The sequence below is a fragment of the Rathayibacter sp. VKM Ac-2760 genome, assembly GCF_009834185.1.
Lineage (GTDB): Bacteria > Actinomycetota > Actinomycetes > Actinomycetales > Microbacteriaceae > Rathayibacter.
Map to the genome: position 1 here is coordinate 2,631,118 of NZ_CP047173.1, position 18,764 is coordinate 2,649,881.

The window sequence follows — 18,764 nt, forward strand, 5'->3', positions numbered from 1 at the left end:
GCTGACGGCGGCGCGGCTGACGGCGGGGATGCACGTCGGGACGGCTCGCGGAAGCCCGCGCCCGTGTCGGAGGTCCGACCTAGGGTGGCGGCATGACCGCTGCGGGCACCACGACCGACCGACACGACGTGCTGATCATCGGCGGGGGGAACGCGGGGCTCTCGGTCGCCGGCCGACTGCGCCGCTACGGCGTGGACGACGTCGCGGTGATCGAGCCGCGCGAGACGCACCTGTATCAGCCGATGTTCTCCCACGTCGCGGGCGGCACCGCTCCTGCGTCGAAGGCGACCCGGCCGCAGGGCTCGGTGACGCCGAAGGGCGTGACCTGGATCCGGGACCGTGTCGAGGCGATCGATGCCGCCACGAAGTCGGTCACCCTCGCCTCCGGTCGGCGGGTCTCCTACGGCGACCTCGTCGTCTGCCCCGGCATCCAGAAGGACTGGGACGCGGTGCCCGGGCTGACGGAGGCGATGGCGTCGCCGGTCGGCGTCTCGAACTACGAGTTCGACTACGCGCGGAAGGCGTCGGCCGTGCTGCGCGACGTCCGCTCCGGCACGGTCGTGTTCACCCAGCCCAGCGGGCCCGCCACCTGCTCGGGTGCGGCGCAGAAGCCGATGTACCTGGCCTGCGACTACTGGCGCGAGATCGGCGTGCTCGCCGACATCCACGTCGTACTCGTCGTGCCGACGCCGACGATGTTCGGCATGCCGCTGATCGACGCGGAGCTCGAGCGCAAGGTGGCGGAGTACGGGATCGACGTGCACTACAGCCGCGAGCTGGTCGAGGTGGACGCCGAGAAGCGCACCGTCGTCATCGCCGGCGAGGACGGCCGGAACGCGCAGCTGGGTGTCGACCACGACGCCGGGCACGTCGGCACCGAGCAGCGGGAGTCGCTCTCCTACGACGTCCTGCACGCGGTCCCGCCGCAGTCCGCGCCGGACTGGCTCGCGGGCACCGGGCTCGTGGCGGAGGGGAGCACGGGCGGCTTCGTCGAGGTCGACCCGCTGACGCTGCGCCATCCCCGGCACCCCGAGGTCTGGGCGCTCGGCGACGCCGCCGCGACCACCAACTCGAAGTCCGGCGGAGCGCTGCGCCAGCAGACGAAGACCCTCGCGAAGAACCTGGTCGCGGCCCGCAAGGGGAAGCCGCTGCCGCAGGTCTACAACGGCTACTCGGTCTGCCCGTTCGTGGTCTCGCGCTCGACAGTCGTCTTCGCCGAGTTCGACGACCGCTACCGCCCGAAGCCCACCATCCCGTTCTGGAAGGGCCTCGCGAAGGAGCGACGGCTGACGTTCGTCGCCGACCGCTACCTGCTCCCGTGGGTGTACTGGAACCTCATCCTGCAGGGCCGCGCCTGACGGCACTGCGCCACGGCCCTACGAGCAGCCGTAGAACGCGGCGTTCTCCTGCTGGTCGAGCAGCCGCGGAACGCGGCGTCCTCCTGCTGGTCGAGCAGCCGCGGAACGCGGCGTCCTCCTGCTGGTCGAGTAGCCGCGGAACGCGGCGTATCGAGACCCACCGTCACATGAGCGTGGGTCTCGATACGCCCGCTGCGCGGGCTACTCGACCAACATGTACGGGTCAGGCCGAGGCCGTCGCCAGGACGCGGTCGGGCGCCTCCTCGCGGAGGGCGCGGTTGACGGCGGAGACGATCGCCTTGAGCGACGCGGTCGAGATGTCGGCGTCGACGCCCACGCCCCACAGGGTGCGGCCGTTCACCGAGCACTCGACGTAGGAGGCGGCCAGCGCGTCGCCACCGGCGCTGAGAGCGTGCTCGACGTAGTCGAAGACCCGGACCTCGACGCCGTGCTGCGCGAGCACGGCCTCGAAGGCGTTGATCGGGCCGTTGCCGGTCGCGCTGGCGGTGACCGTCTCGTCGCCGACGCGCAGCACGGCGTCGAGCGCGATCGAGCCGCCCAGATCGCTCGAGGTGCTCGTCCGGGCCAGCTCGAAGCGGCCCCACTTGTCCTCGGCGCGGTGCGCGGGCGCGGGCAGGTACTCGTCCTGGAAGATCGACCAGATCTGCTCGCTGGTGACCTCGCCGCCCTCGGCGTCGGTCTTCGCCTGCACGACCGCGGAGAACTCGATCTGCAGTCGACGCGGCAGGTCCAGGGCGTGGTCGGTCTTCAGCAGGTAGGCGACGCCGCCCTTGCCGGACTGCGAGTTGACGCGGATGACCGCCTCGTAGGAGCGGCCGAGGTCCTTCGGGTCCACCGGCAGGTACGGCACGGCCCAGGTCAGCTCGTCGCGGCTGACGCCGGTGCGCTCGGCCTCCGCCTCCATCGCCTCGAAGCCCTTCTTGATCGCGTCCTGGTGCGAGCCGCTGAACGCGGTGAAGACCAGGTCGCCCGCCCACGGGCTGCGCTCGGGCACGGCCAGCTGGTTGCAGTACTCCGCGGTGCGCTTGATGCCGTCCATGTCGCTGAAGTCGATCTGCGGGTCGATCCCCTGGGTGAACAGGTTCACGCCCAGCGCGACCAGGTCGACGTTGCCGGTGCGCTCGCCGTTGCCGAAGAGGCAGCCCTCGATGCGGTCCGCGCCGGCCAGGTAGCCCAGCTCGGCGGCCGCGACCGCGGTGCCGCGGTCGTTGTGCGGGTGCAGCGACACGATGATGTTCTCGCGCTGGGCGAGGTTGCGGCACATCCACTCGATCGAGTCGGCGTAGACGTTGGGCGTGGCCATCTCGACCGTGGCGGGCAGGTTGAGGATGACCTTGCGCTCCGGGGTCGGCTCGAAGACCTCGACGACGCGGTCGCAGATCTCGCGGGCGAAGTCGAGCTCGGTTCCGGTGTAGCTCTCGGGCGAGTACTCGTAGTAGACGACCGTGCCGGGCACGGACGCCTCCATCTCGCGGCACTTGCGGGCGCCGGCGAGGGCGATGTCGATGATCCCCTGGCGGTCCTTGCGGAAGACGACCTCGCGCTGCAGCACGCTCGTGGAGTTGTAGAGGTGCACGATCGCCTGGCGGGCGCCGCGGATCGACTCGTAGGTGCGCTCGATCAGGTGGTCGCGCGCCTGGGTCAGCACCTGGATGGTGACGTCCTCCGGGATCGCGTCCTCCTCGATGAGGCTGCGGACGAAGTCGAAGTCGGTCTGGCTCGCGCTCGGGAAGCCGACCTCGATCTCCTTGTAGCCCATCCGGACCAGGAGATCGAACATGATGCGCTTGCGCTCGGGGCTCATCGGGTCGATCAGCGCCTGGTTGCCGTCGCGCAGATCGACGGCGCACCAGCGCGGCGCCGTGGTGATGCGCTTGGCCGGCCAGGTGCGGTCGGGCAGCTCGACGACGATCTGCTCGTGGAACGGCTTGTACTTGCCGATCGGCAGCGACGACGGCTTCTGGGTGTTCTTCATGAGGATGCTCTCCTGGCGCGGGAACGCGCCTGTCTCTCGTCTCGCGGGGATCCGGATGCGGATCGAACCACGCGGGTGGTCTGTGGTGACGAAGGGTCTGGTTCAGCCGACGACGGACTCCGCGACGAGGAAGGCCTGAGGATCAGATCTCGTCGCGGCGGCTAAGAAGGAGCAGACCGATGCGCACGCGACCACGGTAGCACTGCCCCGGCCGCGCGGCATCCCCGGACGCACGAGGGTGCGGCTCAGGCGACGAGTCCGTTCTCGTAGGCGTAGACGACCAGCTGGACCCGGTCGCGGAGCCCGAGCTTGCCGAGGGTGCGGCTGATGTGCGTCTTCACGGTCGCCTCGCTGAGGAACTCCGCGCGCGCGATCTCGGTGTTGCTGAGGCCGCGCGCGGCGAGGTGGAAGATCTCGCGCTCGCGGTCGGTCAGCGTGCCGAACGCGGCCGGAGTCTCGCGGCCGCTCCCCGGTGCGCCGAAGTGCTCGAACAGCTCGCGGGTCGCCGAGGCGGCGACGACCGCGGTCCCGGCGTGCACGGTGCGCACCGAGGCGAGGAGGAAGCCCGGCTCGGTGTCCTTGAGCAGGAACCCGCTCGCCCCGGCGCGGATCGCGCGGGCGGCGGCCTCGTCCAGGTCGAAGGTGGTCAGCACCAGGATGCGCGGCGGCTCCACGCCCTTCTCCGCGGCATCGGCGAGGATGCGGCGCGTCGACTCGATCCCGTCGACGCCGGGCATCCGGATGTCCATCAGCACGACGTCGGGCGCCAGCTCGCCGACGAGGACGGCGCCCTCCGCGCCGTCGGACGCCTCGCCGACCACCTCGAGGTCCGGCTGGGAGCTCAGCAGCATGCGGATGCCGGCGCGGAACAGCGCCTGGTCGTCGACGAGGACGAGGCGGATGGTGTCGGTCATGCGGGGTGGCCTCCAGAGGCGACGGGCGGGGCGGGAGAGACGGAGGGGGCTGCGGCGGGCAGGCGCGCCTCGACCACGAAGTCGTCGCCCTCGGGGCCGGCGCGGAGCACCCCGCCGACGAGTGCGGCGCGCTCGCGCATGCCGACGAGGCCGTGGCCCTCCCCGGGCACGCGAGCGGCGGCCTCGGTGTCGGCGCAGCGCGCATTGCGGACGGTGAGGACGATCTCGCCGGACTCGCGGCGGAGCGCGACGTCGAGCGGCGAACCGGGCCGCCCGTGCCGGAGCGCGTTGGTCGTCGCCTCCTGGGCGATGCGGTAGAGGGCGAGGCCGATGCCGCGCGGCACGGTCTCGAGGTCGACCTCGAGCTCGGAGCGAAGCTGCGTCCCCGCTCCCGCGACGCTCTCGAGCAGCGCCGGCAGATCCCGCGCCTCGGGCTGCGGACCGTCGCTCTGGCTGTGCCGCAGCTGCGCGAGGAGGACGCGCACGTCGCCGAGTGCGTCGCGGGCGACGGAGGAGATGGTCAGCAGCGCGGCGTCGGTCTGCGCCGGGCTGGCCGCGCCGAGGTAGCGGGCGCCGTCCGCCTGCGCGATCACGACGGCGAGCGAGTGCGCGACGACGTCGTGCATGTCGCGGGCGATGCGGTTGCGCTCCTCGACGGTGTCCAGCTCGCGCTGCGCCGCCGCGCGCTCGCGCTCGGCCTCGGCACGCAGGGTCTGCCCCTCGCGCGCCCGCCGCACGGAGCGGGAGAGCAGGCCGACCGTCCAGGAGAGACCGAGCGTCGCGAGGATCCCGCCGAACACCGCTCCCCCGGTGAGGATCGGCGAGACGGTGTTGTCGATCAGGCCGAAGACCACGAGCAGGTAGGCGACGGCGACGACGGCGCCGAGCACCGCGGAGACCGCTCCCGCGGCACGCACCCGGCGCCGCTCGGACGCACCGGTGCCGAACAGCACCGCGAGGATCGCGAGGTCGGCCGGTCCCGGCGCCAGCTGCAGGCCCATCTGCAGGAGCGCACCACCCCAGGCGATCGCCAGGGAGAGCGCCGGCGCCCGGCGGTGCAGGACCAGCGCCACCGCCAGCACTCCGCCGACGACCGGCTGGAGCGAGCCGTCGGGGGCGGCGAACGGAACGGTGGAGATCAGCAGCAGCAGGAGCGCCTGCCAGCCGGCCGCGCCGACGGCGAAGCCGTCCTGAGGGCCGGCGACCCGCACCAGGAGCGCGTCGATCCTGTCGTCCGGTCCGACCGGCCGGCGCAGTCCGGCGCGCCAGGCGAGGACCATCACGCCGGCGAGGAGGGCGGCGACGATCAGCGCCGTGACGGCGCGGAAGAGCAGGACCGCGTCGGCGCTCGCTCCCTCGGGCAGCAGCTGCTCGGTCCCGGTCAGCGCGGCGACCAGTCCGGCCACGCCCGCGAGCAGGAGGGCGCCGACCAGGGTCAGCGTCCGCGTCCAGGGCCCGAGTCGGCGCGCCGTGGACCAGAGGACGACGAGACCCACCACGACACCGTCGACAGGCACTCCGAGCAGCGGGATCCCGCCGCCGGTGACGGCTCCGACGGCGACCAGCGACGGCGCGAGGGCCGGCAGGAACGCCGCGAGGGCCACGCCGAGCGCGAGGAGGAGGCCTCCGCTGAGGTGCTCCGGTGCGATCGGACCCGCGGCGCTCAGGCCGAGGTGGAGGACCGCGAGCAGCGCCCCCACGATCGGGAGCGTCGCCGGACGATCCAGGAGCGCACGCATGAGCCCCACGCTACGCGGGGACCGCGACGTCGGCGTCGTCCCGGAGGGTGACGCTGATCCTCCCCCGGGCTCGGCGCCCCTGATCACGGCAGGCTCAGAAGCCGAGGCGTCCCAGCAGCTTCGGGTCGCGCTGCCACTCCTTGGCGACCTTCACCCGGATGGAGAGGAAGACGCGACGGCCGAGCAGCCGCTCGATCTGCTCGCGGGAGACGGCGCCCACCTCGCGCAGGCGCTGGCCGCCCTTGCCGATGATGATGCCCTTCTGGCTGTCGCGCTCGACGAAGACGTTCGCGTAGATGTCGATGAAGGAGCCGTCCTCGCGCTCGACCATGTCGTCGAGGGTCACCGCGAGCGAGTGCGGGAGCTCGTCCGAGACGCCCTCGAGCGCGGCCTCGCGGATGAACTCGGCGATGCGCGAGCCCGTGTCCTCGTCGGTCACGGCCTCCTCCGGGTAGAGCGCGGGCGAGACGGGCATCAGGCGCAGCAGCTCGACGGCGAGCACGTCCAGCTGCTCCTCCGTGACCGCGGAGATCGGCACGATGGTGTCCCACTCGCGCAGCTCGGACACCGCGAGCAGCTGCTTCGCGACCGACTTCTTGGAGGACAGGTCGACCTTCGAGACGATCGCGACCTTGCGGGCCCGCGGGAACGCCTCCAGCTGCTCGTTGATGAAGCGGTCGCCGGGGCCGATCGGCTCGTCGGCCGGGAAGAGCATCCCGATCACGTCGACGTCGCCGAGGGTCGAGGTGACGAGGGAGTTCAGCCGCTCGCCCAGCAGCGTGCGCGGGCGGTGGATGCCCGGGGTGTCGACGACGATGAGCTGGCCGTCCGGCCGGTGCACGATGCCGCGGATGGCGCGGCGGGTGGTCTGCGGCTTCGAGCTGGTGATGGCGATCTTCTCGCCGACCAGCGCGTTGGTCAGGGTGGACTTGCCCACGTTGGGGCGGCCGACGAACGACACGAAGCCCGCCCGGTAGGGGATCGTGGGGGTGCTGGGGTCGGTCATCGTGCGTCCTCGTCCTGGTGGTCTGTCTCGGCGACGATCGCGACCGGTCCGGTGCCGGTCTCGCCTGAGGGATCGTAGTCGGGATCGCGCCGGACGATGACGGTCGAGATGGTGCCGCGGCGGGGATCCGCCTGCTCCGCCTCGAGGATCACGCCGTCGATCCGCGCGGTCGCGCCGCGCTCGGGCAGGCGGCCGTAGGCCTTGGTCAGCAGTCCGCCGACGGAGTCGACGTCGTCGTCCTCCAGGTCGAGCTCGAACAGCTCGCCCAGCTCGTCGACCGGCAGGCGGGCCGAGACGCGGTAGACGCCCGGCTCGGTCTCCTCGAACAGGTCGACCTCGCGGTCGTACTCGTCGGAGATGTCGCCGACGAGCTCCTCGATCAGGTCCTCGAGCGTGACCAGGCCGGCGATGCCGCCGTACTCGTCCACCACCATCGCGAGGTGGTTCGACTCCAGCTGCATCTGGCGCAGCAGCTCGTCCGCCTTCTTCGACTCCGGCACGAACAGCGCCGGGCGGGCGAGATCGGCCGCGGAGTCGGCGTCGTCCGGCCGCTCGTAGGTGTGCCGGGCGACGTCGCGGAGGTAGAGCACGCCGAGCACGTCGTCGACGCCCTCGCCGATCACGGGCAGTCGCGAGATGCCGCGGCTGAGCAGCAGTCCCATGCCGGCGCCGACCGACGCCGAGCCCTCGATCGTGACCATGTCGGTGCGCGGCACCATCACCTCGCGGACGAGGGTGTCGTTGAACGCGAAGATCGAGTGGATCAGCTCGCGGTCGTCCTGCTCGAGGACGGACTGCTCCGTCGCCTCGTCGACCATGCTGAGCAGCTGCTCCTCGGAGGAGAAGCCGGCCGAGCGACCGGTGCCCGGGGTGACCCGGTTGCCCAGCGCGACGAGACCGTGCGCGACGGGGCCGAGCCCGACCCGCAGCACGTGCACGAACGAGGCACTGGAGCCGAGCACGGCGCGCGCATGAGCGCGGCCGACGCTGCGCGGGCTGGAGCCGACCAGGACGAACGAGACGGCGGCCATGATCAGGATCGCCAGCAGGAGCGCCAGCCAGCGGGCGTCGACGACGACGATGAGCACGGTGGTGACGAAGACGGCGGCGGTGGTCTCCGCGGCGATCCGGGTGAAGTTGACGACGTTGACGTGCGCGCTCATGTCGCCGGCGATGGCCCGCAGGGCGCGCGAGCTGCGCGAGTGGTTGGCCATCTCGAGCAGGTCGCTGCGGGAGAGGACGCCGAGGGCGGCGTCGGTCGCGGCGAGCCAGCCGCCGACGGCGACGAGGGCGAGGGCCGCGATGAGGAGCTGGACGGTGAGCACGCCGGGCCTAGCGGCGTCGCTCGCTGATGTGGAACCCGACGAGGATGTCGCGCTGGATGCCGAACATCTCGCGCTCCTCCTCCGGCTCCGCGTGGTCGAAGCCGAGCAGGTGCAGCAGCCCGTGGGCCGTCAGCAGCAGGAGCTCGTCGAGCACGGAGTGGCCGGCGGCCTCGGCCTGGTTCTGCGCGACCTGCGGGCAGAGCACGATGTCGCCGAGCAGGCCGGCGGGGGTCGGCTCGTCCTCGGTGCCGGGCCGCAGCTCGTCCATCGGGAAGCTCAGCACGTCGGTGGGGCCCGGCTCGTCCATCCACTGCACGTGCAGCTGCTCCATCGCCCCCTCGTCGACCAGCACGATCGCGAGCTCGGCGTCGGGGTGCACGTGCAGCGAGTCGAGCGCGTAGCCCGCGAGGCGCAGCAGGGTCGCCTCGTCCACGGGGATGCTCGACTCGTTGTTGATCTCGATGCTCACGGGGTGCGGGGTTCCTTCGGTCGGGAGGGTCTCGGCGGGCGGGCAGGCACTCGGCGGGGCGGCGGCGGCGCGGCGGTCAGCCGCGCGGGCGCTTGGGCTGCGCGTCGCCGGTGGAGCGGGTGGCGGCGCGGCGCTCGGCGCGGGCCGCGAACTCGCGGGCCTGCTCGCGCTCGAAGCTCGCCGCCTGCTTCTGCTGGTCGTACTCGGTGTAGGCGTCGACGATCCGCCCGACGAGGCTGTGGCGGACCACGTCCTCGCTGGTCAGCCGCGAGAAGTGGATGTCGTCGATGTCCTCGAGCACCCGCGTGACGAGCCGGAGTCCGCTGGAGCCGGCCGGCAGGTCGACCTGGGTGATGTCGCCTGTGATCACCATCTTCGAGCCGAAGCCCAGGCGGGTCAGGAACATCTTCATCTGCTCCGGCGTCGTGTTCTGCGCCTCGTCCAGCACGACGAACGACGAGTTCAGCGTGCGACCGCGCATGTAGGCGAGCGGCGCGACCTCGATCGTGCCGGCCGCGAGCAGCTTCGGGACGATCTCGGGGTCCATCATCTCGTTCAGCGCGTCGTAGAGCGGGCGCAGATACGGGTCGATCTTGTCGGTGAGCGAGCCCGGCAGGTAGCCCAGCCGCTCCCCCGCCTCGACCGCGGGACGGGTGAGGATGATCCGCTCGACCTCCTTGCGCTGCAGGGCCTGCACCGCCTTCGCCATCGCGAGATAGGTCTTGCCGGTGCCGGCCGGGCCGATGCCGAAGACGATCGTGTTCTGATCGACCGCGTCGACGTACTCGCGCTGACCGAGCGTCTTGGGGCGGATGCTCTTCCCGCGCGCGGTCAGGATGGCCTGGCCGAAGGCGTCGGCGGGACGCACCGGCCCGCCGTTCTCGAGGATGCGCGCGGACTCGCGCACGCCCTCCGGGTCGAGGTCGTGGCCGCCTGCCGTCATGAGCACCAGTTCTTCCACCAGGCGCGCCGCGGCGGCGACGGGGGCACCCTCGCCGTCGAGGGTCACCTCGTTGCCGCGCACGTGCACCCGGACGTCGGGGAATCGCGATTCGACCGCACGGATGAGGCGGTCCTGGGGTCCGAGGAGGCGCACCATGGCGATTCCGTCGACGGCGACGACCCGGTGGGTCGCGCCGGTGGTCTGCGGTGCTTCGGGACTCGGCGCGCTCTGCGCGCTGTCGTCCGCGTGATCAACCGGTGGCAAGGGAGCCTTCCGTCAGGTGGCCGCCCAGGACGTGGGCGTGGACGTGGAACACGGTCTGACCGGCCTCTTCGCCGGAGTTGAAGACGAGCCGGAACTGGCCGTTGCTGTGGGCGTCGGCCAGGGTCTGCGCGACCCGGGCGATCTCGGCGAGCAGGGCGGGATCGCCCGCCGCGAGCTCGGCGACGCTGGCGTACTCCTGGGTCCGGGGGAAGACCAGCAGGTGCACGGGCGCCTTCGGCGCGATGTCACGGATCGCGAGGATCCGCTCGTTCTCGAACACCACGTCGGCGGGGATCTCGCCGCGGGCGATGCGCGTGAAGACAGTGGGCTCGGTCATGCACTCATCTTAAACGGGGCCGCCGCCCGGGCGGGGCGCCGTTCGCCCAGGGCACGCGGATCGACGGGGATCACCAGCGGCCGAGCCGGACTGAGAGGACGGCGATCGCGGCCGGGCCGGCGGTCGAGGTGCGCAACACGGAGTCGCCGAGCGCGACGGCCTCGGCACCCGCATCGGCGAGTGCGCGGAGCTCCTCCGGCGCGATCCCGCCCTCGGGGCCGACGACGAGCACGAGGTCGCGCCCGTCCGGCTCGATCGCGGTCAGGCGGGCATCGGCCGAGGGCTCGAGCACGAGCACGCGCGCCGTCGCCGCCCGCTCCACGAGCGCGCGGAGGCCGACGACACCCGACACCGCGGGCACGCGGGCGCGGAGGGACTGCTTGCTCGCCTCGCGGACGATGCTGCGCCAGCGCTCCCGGCCCTTCTCCTCCTTGGGACCCGACCAGCGCGAGACGGAGCGGGCGGCCTGCCACGGCACCACCTCGTCCACGCCGAGCTCGGTCGCGGCCTGGATCGCCAGCTCGTCGCGGTCGCCCTTCGCGAGCGCCTGCACCAGCACGAGGCGCGGCGACGGCGCGGGCACCTCCTCGACCGAGGCGACGGCGAGGACGACGCGCGCCGCCTCCGCGCTCTCGACGACGGCGACCGCCACCCGGCCGCGCCCGTCGCCGACACGCACGCTCTCGCCCGCGCGGATCCGGCTCACGGTCGCGAGGTGCCGGGCCTCGGCTCCGGAGAGCTCCAGCCGCCCGCCCGCGACGAAGTCGCCGGAGTCGAGCGACTCGTCGATGTAGTGGTGCGCCACGCCGGTCCCGGTCAGCCCAGGAAGCGGTCGCGGAGCTTGGAGAAGAGCCCCTGCTGGAAGTGCGTGAGAGCCGGCTTCTGCGGCTTGTAGTGCTTGGCGAACTCCTGGACCAGCTCGCGCTCGCGGTGCCCGAGCTTGGTCGGCGTGACGACCTGGATGCCCACGCGGAGATCGCCGCGGCCGTTGCCGCGCAGCTTCGTGACTCCACGGCCCTTGATCGTGACGATCTCGGTGCTCTGCGTGCCCGGCTTGACCTCGATCTCGATGTCGCCGTCGAGCGCCGCGAGGGTCGCCGTCGAGCCGAGGATCGCGTCCGTCATCTGCACCTCGAGGGTGCAGAGCAGGTCGTCGCCGTTGCGGCTGAAGATGTCGTGGTGCTTGACCTTGATCTCGAGGTAGAGGTCGCCACTGGGTCCGCCGGCCGGGCCGACCTCGCCGCTTCCGGGCATCTGCAGGCGCAGGCCCGTGTCGACACCCGCGGGGACGTCGACGGGGATCGTGCGGCGCGCGCGGACGCGGCCCTGACCCTGGCAGGTGGAGCACGGGGTCGCGATGACGGTGCCGTAGCCGCGGCAGGTGCCGCAGGGGCTCGCCGTCATCACGTTGCCGAGCAGCGAGCGGACGGTGCGCTGGATCTGGCCGGAGCCGTGGCAGATGTCGCAGGTGACGGGCGAGGTGCCCGGCTGGCAGCACGAGCCCTGGCAGGTCTCGCAGAGCACGGCGGTGTCGACCTCGAGGTCGCGGTGCGTGCCGAAGATGACCTCGTCGAGCGAGACCTCGACGCGCAGCAGCGCGTCCTGGCCGCGCTCCCGGCGCGAGCGCGGGCCGCGGGAGGAGCCCTGGGCCCCCTGGCCGAAGAACGTCTCGAAGATGTCGCCGAAGCCGCCGAAGCCCTGCCCGCCGCCGCCGGGGAAGCCGTCCTGCGGGCCGCGGTCGTACTGCTGGCGCTGCTGGGCGTCGCTCAGGACGTCGTAGGCGTGCGTGACGAGCTTGAAGCGCTCGGAGGCGTCGGCGCTCGGGTTGACGTCGGGGTGCAGCTCGCGCGCGAGCCGGCGGTACGCCTTCTTGATCTCGTCGGCGGAGGCGTCTCGGTCGACGCCGAGGACTTCGTAGTGATCGGCCACAGGGGGCTTCGTCCTTCGTTCGTGGGTGGGTGCGCCGGGCGCGGCGGACCTGTCGGGAGCCGGGGATCCGGCGAGGGTCTGGTGCGGGTCATTCCTCGCCGAGGAGGCGGGAGAGGTAGCGGGCGACGGCGCGGACCGCCGCGATGTTGCCGGAGTAGTCCATCCTGATCGGCCCGAGGACGCCCAGGCGCGAGACCTGGCCGCCGGCCGTGTTGTAGCCGCTGGTGAGCACAGAGGTCTCCTGCAGGCCGAACGGCGCGTTCTCGCGGCCGATGCGGACGGAGATGCCGCGCGGATCCGGCGTCATCTCGGCGAAGAGGCGCAGCAGCTCCACCTGCTCCTCGATCGCCTCGAGCACCGGGTAGATGCTGCCCGAGAAGTCCTCCTCGGTGCGCACCAGGTTCGCGGCGCCCGCCATCACGAGGCGGTCCTGCCGGTTCGCGCCGACCTGCTCGAGCAGGGTCTGCACGATCGGGTCGACCACGTCGCGGCGCTCGGGGCTGAACTGCTCCACCGCGCTCTGCAGCGTCTCGGCCGCGGCGGCGAGGCCCAGGCCGAGGACCGCGGTGTTGAGCTTCGCGCGGATCTCGCCGAGCAGCAGCTCGTCGACGTCCTCCGGGGTCTCGAGCACGCGCTGATCGACGCGGCCGGTGTCGGTGATCAGCACCGAGAGCAGGCGGCGCGGGGCGAGCGCGACCAGCTCGACGTGGCGGATGCGCGCGGCGCCGAAGGAGGGGTACTGCACGAGGGCGACGCTGTTGGTGAGCTGCGAGAGCAGCCGCACCGTGCGCACCAGCACCTCGTCGAGGTCCGGGCTCTGGCCGAGGAACGTCTCGATCGCCTGCCGCTGCGCCGCCGTCAGCGGGCGCAGATCGGTCAGCTGGTCGACGAAGAGGCGGTAGCCCTTGTCGGTGGGCACGCGGCCGGAGGAGGTGTGCGGGGCCGCGATCAGCTCCTCCTCCTCGAGCTGCGCCATCTCGTTGCGGATGGTCGCCGCGGAGACACCGAAGGCGTGCCGCTCGACGATCGACTTGGAGCCGACCGGCTCGCGGTTCGCGACGTAGTCCTGCACGATCACGCGCAGGACCTGGAGACCGCGCTCCGTCACCATACGACCGACCTCCCGCCGGACTCCGGGTGCCTCTCGGCACGACCCACCTCGGCGCCTGGACGCCGCGCGGAGCTTGGCACTCCGCGAGATTGAGTGCCAATCATAACCGCGCGCGCGGGAGGAGAGCGGGGCTTGCCCCGGATCGCCTCCCGGTGCGGCTGTCTCTCTGCCACGATGGACGCCGAGCGCCCGGGGTCGCCCGACGCGCCGATTCCTGAGACGGAGATCACCATGTCGGCCACCCCGCCCCCGCCGCCCGCCTACTCGACGCCCGCCCCGCCGCTGAACCCGGCGGACGAGAAGACCTGGGCGATCGTCACCCACATCACCGGGATCTTCTTCAGCTTCATCCCGTCGCTGATCGTCTACCTGGTCTTCAAGGGCCGCGGACCCTTCCTCGAGGCGCACGCGAAGACCGCGCTGAACTTCCACCTCACGACGCTGATCGCGTACGTGGCGGGCACGATTTTGAGCTTCGTGCTCGTCGGCTTCATCGTCTTCATCGTCGTGCCGATCCTCGTGATCGTCTTCGCGATCATCGCCTCGGTGCGCGCGAGCGCCGGCGAGTACTACACGTACCCGCTGAGCATCCCCTTCTTCAAGTAGGCACCGAGCGGGATCTCGACACGCCCGCTCCGCGCGCTACTCGATCAGCATGAGGAGCCCGCGATGCGGGCCGCTCGACCAGCACGACGCGCCTGCTCCGCCCCATGCTGGTCGAGTAGCCGCCGCAGGCGGCGTATCGAGACCCACCGCCCCGCTGGCGGCTCAGCCGTCCGTGAGTCGGCGGACGACCGCGTCGGCCAGCAGGCGCCCGCGCAGCGTCAGCACGAGGCGCCCGCCCAGGGCCGCGCGTCCGTCGACGAGTCCGTCGGCGATCAGCCCGGCGACCTCGCGGCGGCGCTCCGGGTCGATCGCGTCGATCGGCAGCCCGTCGGCCAGGCGGGAGCGCAGCAGCACGTCCTCCACGCGGCGCGTCGCGTCGTCGAGCGTCTCCCGCCCCGCCGCGGGCGAGGATCCGGAGTGCAGCCGCTCGGCGTAGGCCGCCGGATGCTTCACGTTCCACCAGCGCACCCCGCCGACGTGACTGTGCGCGCCGGGGCCCACGCCCCACCAGTCGTGCCCGAGCCAGTAGGACAGGTTGTGCCGCGACCGGTGCGCGTCGTCCCGCGCCCAGTTGCTGACCTCGTACCAGGAGTAGCCGGCCGCGGCGAGCCGCGCGTCCGCCAGCTCGTACATGTCCGCCGTGAGGTCGTCGTCCGGCGTGGCGACCTCGCCCCGGCGGATCTGCCGGGCCAGCTTGGTGCCGTCCTCGACGATCAGCGCGTACGCCGAGAGGTGGTCCGGCCGGTTGGCCAGCGCCGAGTCGAGCGAGCGCTCCCAGTCGGCCAGCGACTCCCCCGGCGTGCCGTAGATCAGGTCGAGGCTGACCTGCAGCCCCGCCTCGCGCGCCCACTCCACCACGAGCGGGACCCGCTCCGGATCGTGGGTGCGCTCGAGCGTCGCGAGCACGTGCGGCACGGCCGACTGCATCCCGAAGCTGACGCGGGTGAAGCCGGCGTCGGCCAGCTCGCGGAGGTAGGCGGCGTCGACCGAGTCGGGGTTCGCCTCCGTCGTGATCTCGGCGCCGTCGGCGACCCCGAAGTGACGCCGGAGCCCGTCGAGCATCCGCACCAGATCGCGGGCCGGCAGCAGCGTCGGAGTGCCGCCGCCGAAGAACACGGTCGCGGCGGGGCGGCGCGGCAGACCCGCGGCCGCGAGCACGCCCTCGCCGAGGGCCATCTCGACGATCGCCTCGTCCGCGTAGTCCTGCTGCTTCGCCCCGCGCAGCTCGGTGGCGGTGTAGGTGTTGAAGTCGCAGTAGCCGCAGCGCACCCGGCAGAACGGCACGTGCACGTAGAGCCCGAGGTCGCGGGCCTGCACGCCGTCGGCGACGGAGGCGGGCAGATGCCCGTCGAGCGGGGCCGGGTCGGCGAGCGGGAGGGCGCTGCCCACGTCAGCTGAGGCGCGCCGGCAGCAGCGCGCGGAGGTACTTCTTGACCTGCCGCTTCTGCACGACGCGCAGGACGGGGGTGCCGAGGCGGTAGAGCGCCGTGGAGGGGCGGGAGAAGACGCGGATCACGAGCCAGACCGAGTCGTCGGCGCGCTTCTCGACGACGAACGACTCCTCGCCGCTCTCCGGGTGGCCCTCGAGGGTGCCGTAGGCGAAGCCGACCTGATCGGGCTCGTCGACGACGTAGACGACGCGCACCGGGGCGTCGACCGTGCGGCCGAGCAGCGTGATCTTGAGCACCGCGGTGACGCCGGCGGTGATGTACGGCGTGCCGTCCGCCGAGAACTGCTCCTCGGTCGGCCGGCTGGCGAGGTCGATCGGCGTGCCCGCGGAGTCGAAGTTGACGCCCGTGTACTGCACACCGCTGCCGCTCGTGATGTCGGAGACGACGATCCCGCTGCCGCGCTGCACGCCCCAGGTCATCAGCGACGCGGTCGTGATCGCGAAGCGCTCGGCACCCGAGCCCAGGCGCGCCTCGAAGCGCTCGGCCGTGAAGCCGTCCGGCGGGTACTCGAGCAGGTCCGGCGCCAGCGTCCCGCCGACCGCCGCGTAGGTGACCTGCGGCTGCCCCTCGAAGCTCGAGCGTCGGATGCTCACGGCGTGCTCCACTTCTCGACTGCGGTGATCGGAGCCGCAGTGCTGCTCCCGGCGACGAGCCGTGACCGACCCGCGCGCAAGACTCCAGGCTATCCGATGCACCGTGACAGGAGCCGGACTCCTGAGCGGTCCTCCGTTAGGGTTCAGGAGGCTGCTCCCGCTCTCGCGGGAGGACCGCGGATCGTGGGGGTTCTGTGCGATGAGGGGTTCTGTGTCGATGCGGAGTTCTGCGCCGATGAGGAGTTCTGTGCCGAGGACATCGGGAGCGTTCCGGGCCGCTTCGGGCGGCCTCGTGCTCCTGATCCTCGGAGGTGCGCTCGCGGGCTGCCAGGGTCGGTCGGACGCAGGGCAGGCCGCCGCTCTCGCGCCACCGGCCGCGACCGCTCCTGCCGAGACCTCGGCAGAGCCGATCCTGGAGACGCCGGTCGCGGTGGAGCCCACCCTCGCCCCGGCCCCGACGCTGATCGAGACGCTGCCGCGCGAGGACGCCTCGGGACAGCCGATCTACGACCTCTCCTCCGACACCTCCGCCGTCGTCTACCCGGCCTCGTTCGACGAGAGCGAGCTCGCGAACGCGAGAGTCTGGGTCGAGCAGCAGCGGATCGTCGCGCAGTGCATGCTCGACAAGGGCCACGACTACACCTACACGCTCTGGTGGGAGCGTCCCAGCGTGCCGCGCCCGGCCGACGACCCGCTGTCCGCCTCGCTCTACCCCGCGGGGTCGGCGGGGTTCATCGCCCTGTACGGCGAGGAGACCGGGGCGCCCTACGACTGGACGACCGCGGGCTGCCACGGGTACGCGGTGCACGTCACCGGGCAGGACGACGCGAACTGACGCCCGACGACGAGGGCCGGAGCGACCGCTACTTCTTGTCCTTCGTCTCGACGTCGCCGCTCAGCGCGGCGATGAACGCTTCCTGGGGGACTTCGACGCGGCCGACCATCTTCATGCGCTTCTTGCCCTCCTTCTGCTTCTCGAGCAGCTTGCGCTTGCGGGTGATGTCACCGCCGTAGCACTTGGCGAGGACGTCCTTGCGCATGGCGCTGATCGACTCGCGCGCGATGATGCGCGCGCCGATCGCGGCCTGGATGGGCACTTCGAACTGCTGGCGCGGGATGAGCTTGCGCAGCCGCCCCGTCATCAGCACGCCGTAGGCGTAGGCCTTGTCGCGGTGCACGATCGCACTGAACGCGTCGACCTGCTCGCCCTGGAGCAGGATGTCGACCTTGACCAGGTCGGCCTCCTGGTCGCCGGCGGGCTCGTAGTCGAGCGAGGCGTAGCCGGCGGTCTTGGACTTGAGGTTGTCGAAGAAGTCGAAGACGATCTCGCCTAGGGGCATGTGGTAGCGGATCTCGACCCGGTCCTCACCGAGGTACTCCATGCCGATCAGCGTGCCGCGGCGGCTCTGGCAGAGCTCCATGATCGTGCCGACGTAGTCCTTCGGCGCGAGGATGGCGGCCCGGACGATCGGCTCGGTGACGCTGGCGATCTTGCCGACCGGGAACTCGCTCGGGTTGGTGACCGTGACGGTGCTCTTGTCGTCGGTGGTCACCTCGTAGATGACGGACGGCGCCGTGGTGATCAGGTCGAGGCCGAACTCGCGGTCGAGCCGCTCGGTGACGATCTCGAGGTGCAGGAGGCCCAGGAAGCCGCAGCGGAAGCCGAAGCCGAGGGCGACCGAGGTCTCGGGCTCGTAGACGAGCGCCGCGTCGGAGAGCTTGAGCTTGTCCAGCGCCTCGCGGAGGTCCGGGTAGTCGCTGCCGTCGATCGGGTACAGGCCCGAGAACACCATCGGCAGCGGCTCGGTGTAGCCGGGCAGCGCCTCGGTGGCGGGCTTGGAGGCGGTGGTGACGGTGTCGCCGACCTTCGACTGGCGGACGTCCTTCACGCCGGTGATCAGGTAGCCGACCTCGCCGACGCCGAGGCCCTTGGTCGAGACGGGCTCGGGGCTCGAGACGCCGATCTCGAGGATCTCGTGCGTGGCGCGCGTCGACATCATCTGGATCTTCTCGCGCGGCGAGAGCTGGCCGTCGATCATCCGGACGTAGGTGACGACGCCGCGGTAGGAGTCGTAGACCGAGTCGAAGATCATCGCGCGGGCCGGGGCGTTCTTGTCGCCGACGGGCGCGGGGACCAGCTCGGTGACGCGGTCGAGCAGCGCCTCGACGCCGACGCCGGTCTTGCCGGAGACGCGGAGGACGTCGGCCGGGTCGCCGCCGATGAGGCTCGCGAGCTCGGCCGCGTACTTCTCCGGGTCGGCCGCGGGCAGGTCGATCTTGTTGAGGACCGGGATGATCGCCAGGTCGTTCTCGAGCGCGAGGTAGAGGTTGGCGAGCGTCTGCGCCTCGATGCCCTGCGCGGCGTCGACCAGGAGGATCGCGCCCTCGCAGGCGGCGAGCGAGCGGCTGACCTCGTAGGAGAAGTCGACGTGCCCGGGGGTGTCGATCATGTTCAGCGCGAAGGTCTGCCCGTCGCGCTCCCACGGCATGCGGACGGCCTGCGACTTGATCGTGATGCCGCGCTCGCGCTCGATGTCCATCCGATCGAGGTACTGCGCGCGCATCGCGCGATCCTCGACCACGCCCGTGATGCCCAGCATGCGATCGGCGAGAGTGGATTTGCCGTGATCGATGTGGGCGATGATGCAGAAGTTGCGGATGGACGCCGGATCGGTCGCGGCGGGCTCGAGCCCGAGGTGTGCACGTGGAGACATCGTGCGTCC

Annotated in this window: 17 protein-coding genes; 3 read left to right on the forward strand and 14 right to left on the reverse strand. The window is 71.8% G+C overall.

Features of this window, described 5'->3' with window-relative positions; genetic code table 11:
• Positions 1-92 precede the first annotated feature (92 nt).
• Positions 93-1,358 (forward strand): FAD-dependent oxidoreductase, encoded by a 1,266-nt coding sequence (locus GSU72_RS11955; RefSeq protein ID WP_159985213.1) that lies wholly within the window; start codon positions 93-95, stop codon positions 1,356-1,358.
• A gap of 223 nt (positions 1,359-1,581) precedes the next feature.
• Here the strand turns inward: GSU72_RS11955 and leuA are convergent, their stop codons facing one another.
• The 11 genes from leuA to hrcA form a co-directional block, all read right to left on the reverse strand.
• Positions 1,582-3,354 (reverse strand): 2-isopropylmalate synthase, encoded by a 1,773-nt coding sequence (gene leuA / locus GSU72_RS11960; protein WP_159985214.1) that lies wholly within the window; start codon positions 3,352-3,354, stop codon positions 1,582-1,584.
• A gap of 245 nt (positions 3,355-3,599) precedes the next feature.
• Positions 3,600-4,268: a response regulator transcription factor gene (locus tag GSU72_RS11965; RefSeq protein ID WP_159985215.1), complete on the reverse strand. Its 669-nt coding sequence runs from the start codon at positions 4,266-4,268 to the stop codon at positions 3,600-3,602.
• On the reverse strand, positions 4,265-6,007 hold the full coding sequence (locus tag GSU72_RS11970) for a histidine kinase (protein ID WP_159985217.1): 1,743 nt from the start codon (positions 6,005-6,007) through the stop codon (positions 4,265-4,267). Before GSU72_RS11970 ends, GSU72_RS11965 begins: the two co-directional genes overlap by 4 nt.
• A gap of 94 nt (positions 6,008-6,101) precedes the next feature.
• A complete protein-coding gene (era, locus tag GSU72_RS11975) occupies positions 6,102-7,013 on the reverse strand; it encodes a GTPase Era (RefSeq protein WP_159985219.1) in 912 nt (303 codons plus the stop codon).
• Complete coding sequence (locus GSU72_RS11980; protein WP_159985220.1) at positions 7,010-8,338, reverse strand: hemolysin family protein; 1,329 nt, start codon at positions 8,336-8,338, stop codon at positions 7,010-7,012. Before GSU72_RS11980 ends, era begins: the two co-directional genes overlap by 4 nt.
• 7 nt (positions 8,339-8,345) lie before the next feature.
• Entirely contained in the window at positions 8,346-8,807 is a 462-nt protein-coding gene (ybeY, locus tag GSU72_RS11985) for an rRNA maturation RNase YbeY (RefSeq protein WP_159985222.1), read from the reverse strand.
• Between the two features lie 76 nt (positions 8,808-8,883).
• A complete protein-coding gene (locus tag GSU72_RS11990) occupies positions 8,884-9,906 on the reverse strand; it encodes a PhoH family protein (RefSeq protein ID WP_159986798.1) in 1,023 nt (340 codons plus the stop codon).
• 94 nt (positions 9,907-10,000) lie between these two features.
• Positions 10,001-10,351, reverse strand: coding sequence for a histidine triad nucleotide-binding protein (locus tag GSU72_RS11995; protein WP_159985223.1), 351 nt, complete (start codon positions 10,349-10,351; stop codon positions 10,001-10,003).
• A 70-nt stretch (positions 10,352-10,421) separates the two neighbouring features.
• Positions 10,422-11,156, reverse strand: coding sequence for a 16S rRNA (uracil(1498)-N(3))-methyltransferase (locus tag GSU72_RS12000; protein ID WP_159985224.1), 735 nt, complete (start codon positions 11,154-11,156; stop codon positions 10,422-10,424).
• An 11-nt stretch (positions 11,157-11,167) separates the two neighbouring features.
• Complete coding sequence (dnaJ, locus tag GSU72_RS12005) at positions 11,168-12,280, reverse strand: molecular chaperone DnaJ (RefSeq protein WP_159985226.1); 1,113 nt, start codon at positions 12,278-12,280, stop codon at positions 11,168-11,170.
• Between the two features lie 88 nt (positions 12,281-12,368).
• On the reverse strand, positions 12,369-13,391 hold the full coding sequence (hrcA, locus tag GSU72_RS12010) for a heat-inducible transcriptional repressor HrcA (protein ID WP_159985227.1): 1,023 nt from the start codon (positions 13,389-13,391) through the stop codon (positions 12,369-12,371).
• Between the two features lie 231 nt (positions 13,392-13,622).
• Between hrcA and GSU72_RS12015 the strand changes: the two genes are divergently transcribed.
• On the forward strand, positions 13,623-13,997 hold the full coding sequence (locus tag GSU72_RS12015; RefSeq protein ID WP_123704749.1) for a DUF4870 domain-containing protein: 375 nt from the start codon (positions 13,623-13,625) through the stop codon (positions 13,995-13,997).
• Positions 13,998-14,159: 162 nt separating this feature from the next.
• Here the strand turns inward: GSU72_RS12015 and hemW are convergent, their stop codons facing one another.
• Together hemW and GSU72_RS12025 are read right to left on the reverse strand one after the other, a co-directional pair.
• A complete protein-coding gene (gene hemW, locus GSU72_RS12020) occupies positions 14,160-15,386 on the reverse strand; it encodes a radical SAM family heme chaperone HemW (RefSeq protein ID WP_159985229.1) in 1,227 nt (408 codons plus the stop codon).
• 1 nt (position 15,387) lies between these two features.
• Positions 15,388-16,041, reverse strand: coding sequence for a DUF1990 domain-containing protein (locus GSU72_RS12025; RefSeq protein ID WP_244255782.1), 654 nt, complete (start codon positions 16,039-16,041; stop codon positions 15,388-15,390).
• Between the two features lie 247 nt (positions 16,042-16,288).
• Here GSU72_RS12025 and GSU72_RS12030 point away from each other — a divergent pair, with 247 nt between their 5' ends.
• Complete coding sequence (locus GSU72_RS12030) at positions 16,289-16,876, forward strand: hypothetical protein (protein WP_159985230.1); 588 nt, start codon at positions 16,289-16,291, stop codon at positions 16,874-16,876.
• A gap of 28 nt (positions 16,877-16,904) precedes the next feature.
• On the opposite strand, the gene lepA is transcribed toward GSU72_RS12030, so the two are convergent.
• On the reverse strand, positions 16,905-18,755 hold the full coding sequence (gene lepA, locus GSU72_RS12035) for a translation elongation factor 4 (protein ID WP_123445615.1): 1,851 nt from the start codon (positions 18,753-18,755) through the stop codon (positions 16,905-16,907).
• Between the last annotated feature and the right edge of the window lie 9 nt (positions 18,756-18,764).

Excerpts from the sequence above, each read along its gene's own strand:
- GSU72_RS11955 (WP_159985213.1), top strand. The coding sequence starts at position 93 with ATGACCGCTGCGGGCACCACGACCGACCGACACGACGTGCTGATCATC.
- leuA (WP_159985214.1), bottom strand. The coding sequence starts at position 3,354 with ATGAAGAACACCCAGAAGCCGTCGTCGCTGCCGATCGGCAAGTACAAG.
- GSU72_RS11965 (WP_159985215.1), bottom strand. The coding sequence starts at position 4,268 with ATGACCGACACCATCCGCCTCGTCCTCGTCGACGACCAGGCGCTGTTC.
- GSU72_RS11970 (WP_159985217.1), bottom strand. The coding sequence starts at position 6,007 with ATGCGTGCGCTCCTGGATCGTCCGGCGACGCTCCCGATCGTGGGGGCG.
- era (WP_159985219.1), bottom strand. The coding sequence starts at position 7,013 with ATGACCGACCCCAGCACCCCCACGATCCCCTACCGGGCGGGCTTCGTG.
- GSU72_RS11990 (WP_159986798.1), bottom strand. The coding sequence starts at position 9,906 with ATGGTGCGCCTCCTCGGACCCCAGGACCGCCTCATCCGTGCGGTCGAA.
- GSU72_RS11995 (WP_159985223.1), bottom strand. The coding sequence starts at position 10,351 with ATGACCGAGCCCACTGTCTTCACGCGCATCGCCCGCGGCGAGATCCCC.
- hrcA (WP_159985227.1), bottom strand. The coding sequence starts at position 13,391 with ATGGTGACGGAGCGCGGTCTCCAGGTCCTGCGCGTGATCGTGCAGGAC.
- GSU72_RS12015 (WP_123704749.1), top strand. The coding sequence starts at position 13,623 with ATGTCGGCCACCCCGCCCCCGCCGCCCGCCTACTCGACGCCCGCCCCG.
- lepA (WP_123445615.1), bottom strand. The coding sequence starts at position 18,755 with ATGTCTCCACGTGCACACCTCGGGCTCGAGCCCGCCGCGACCGATCCG.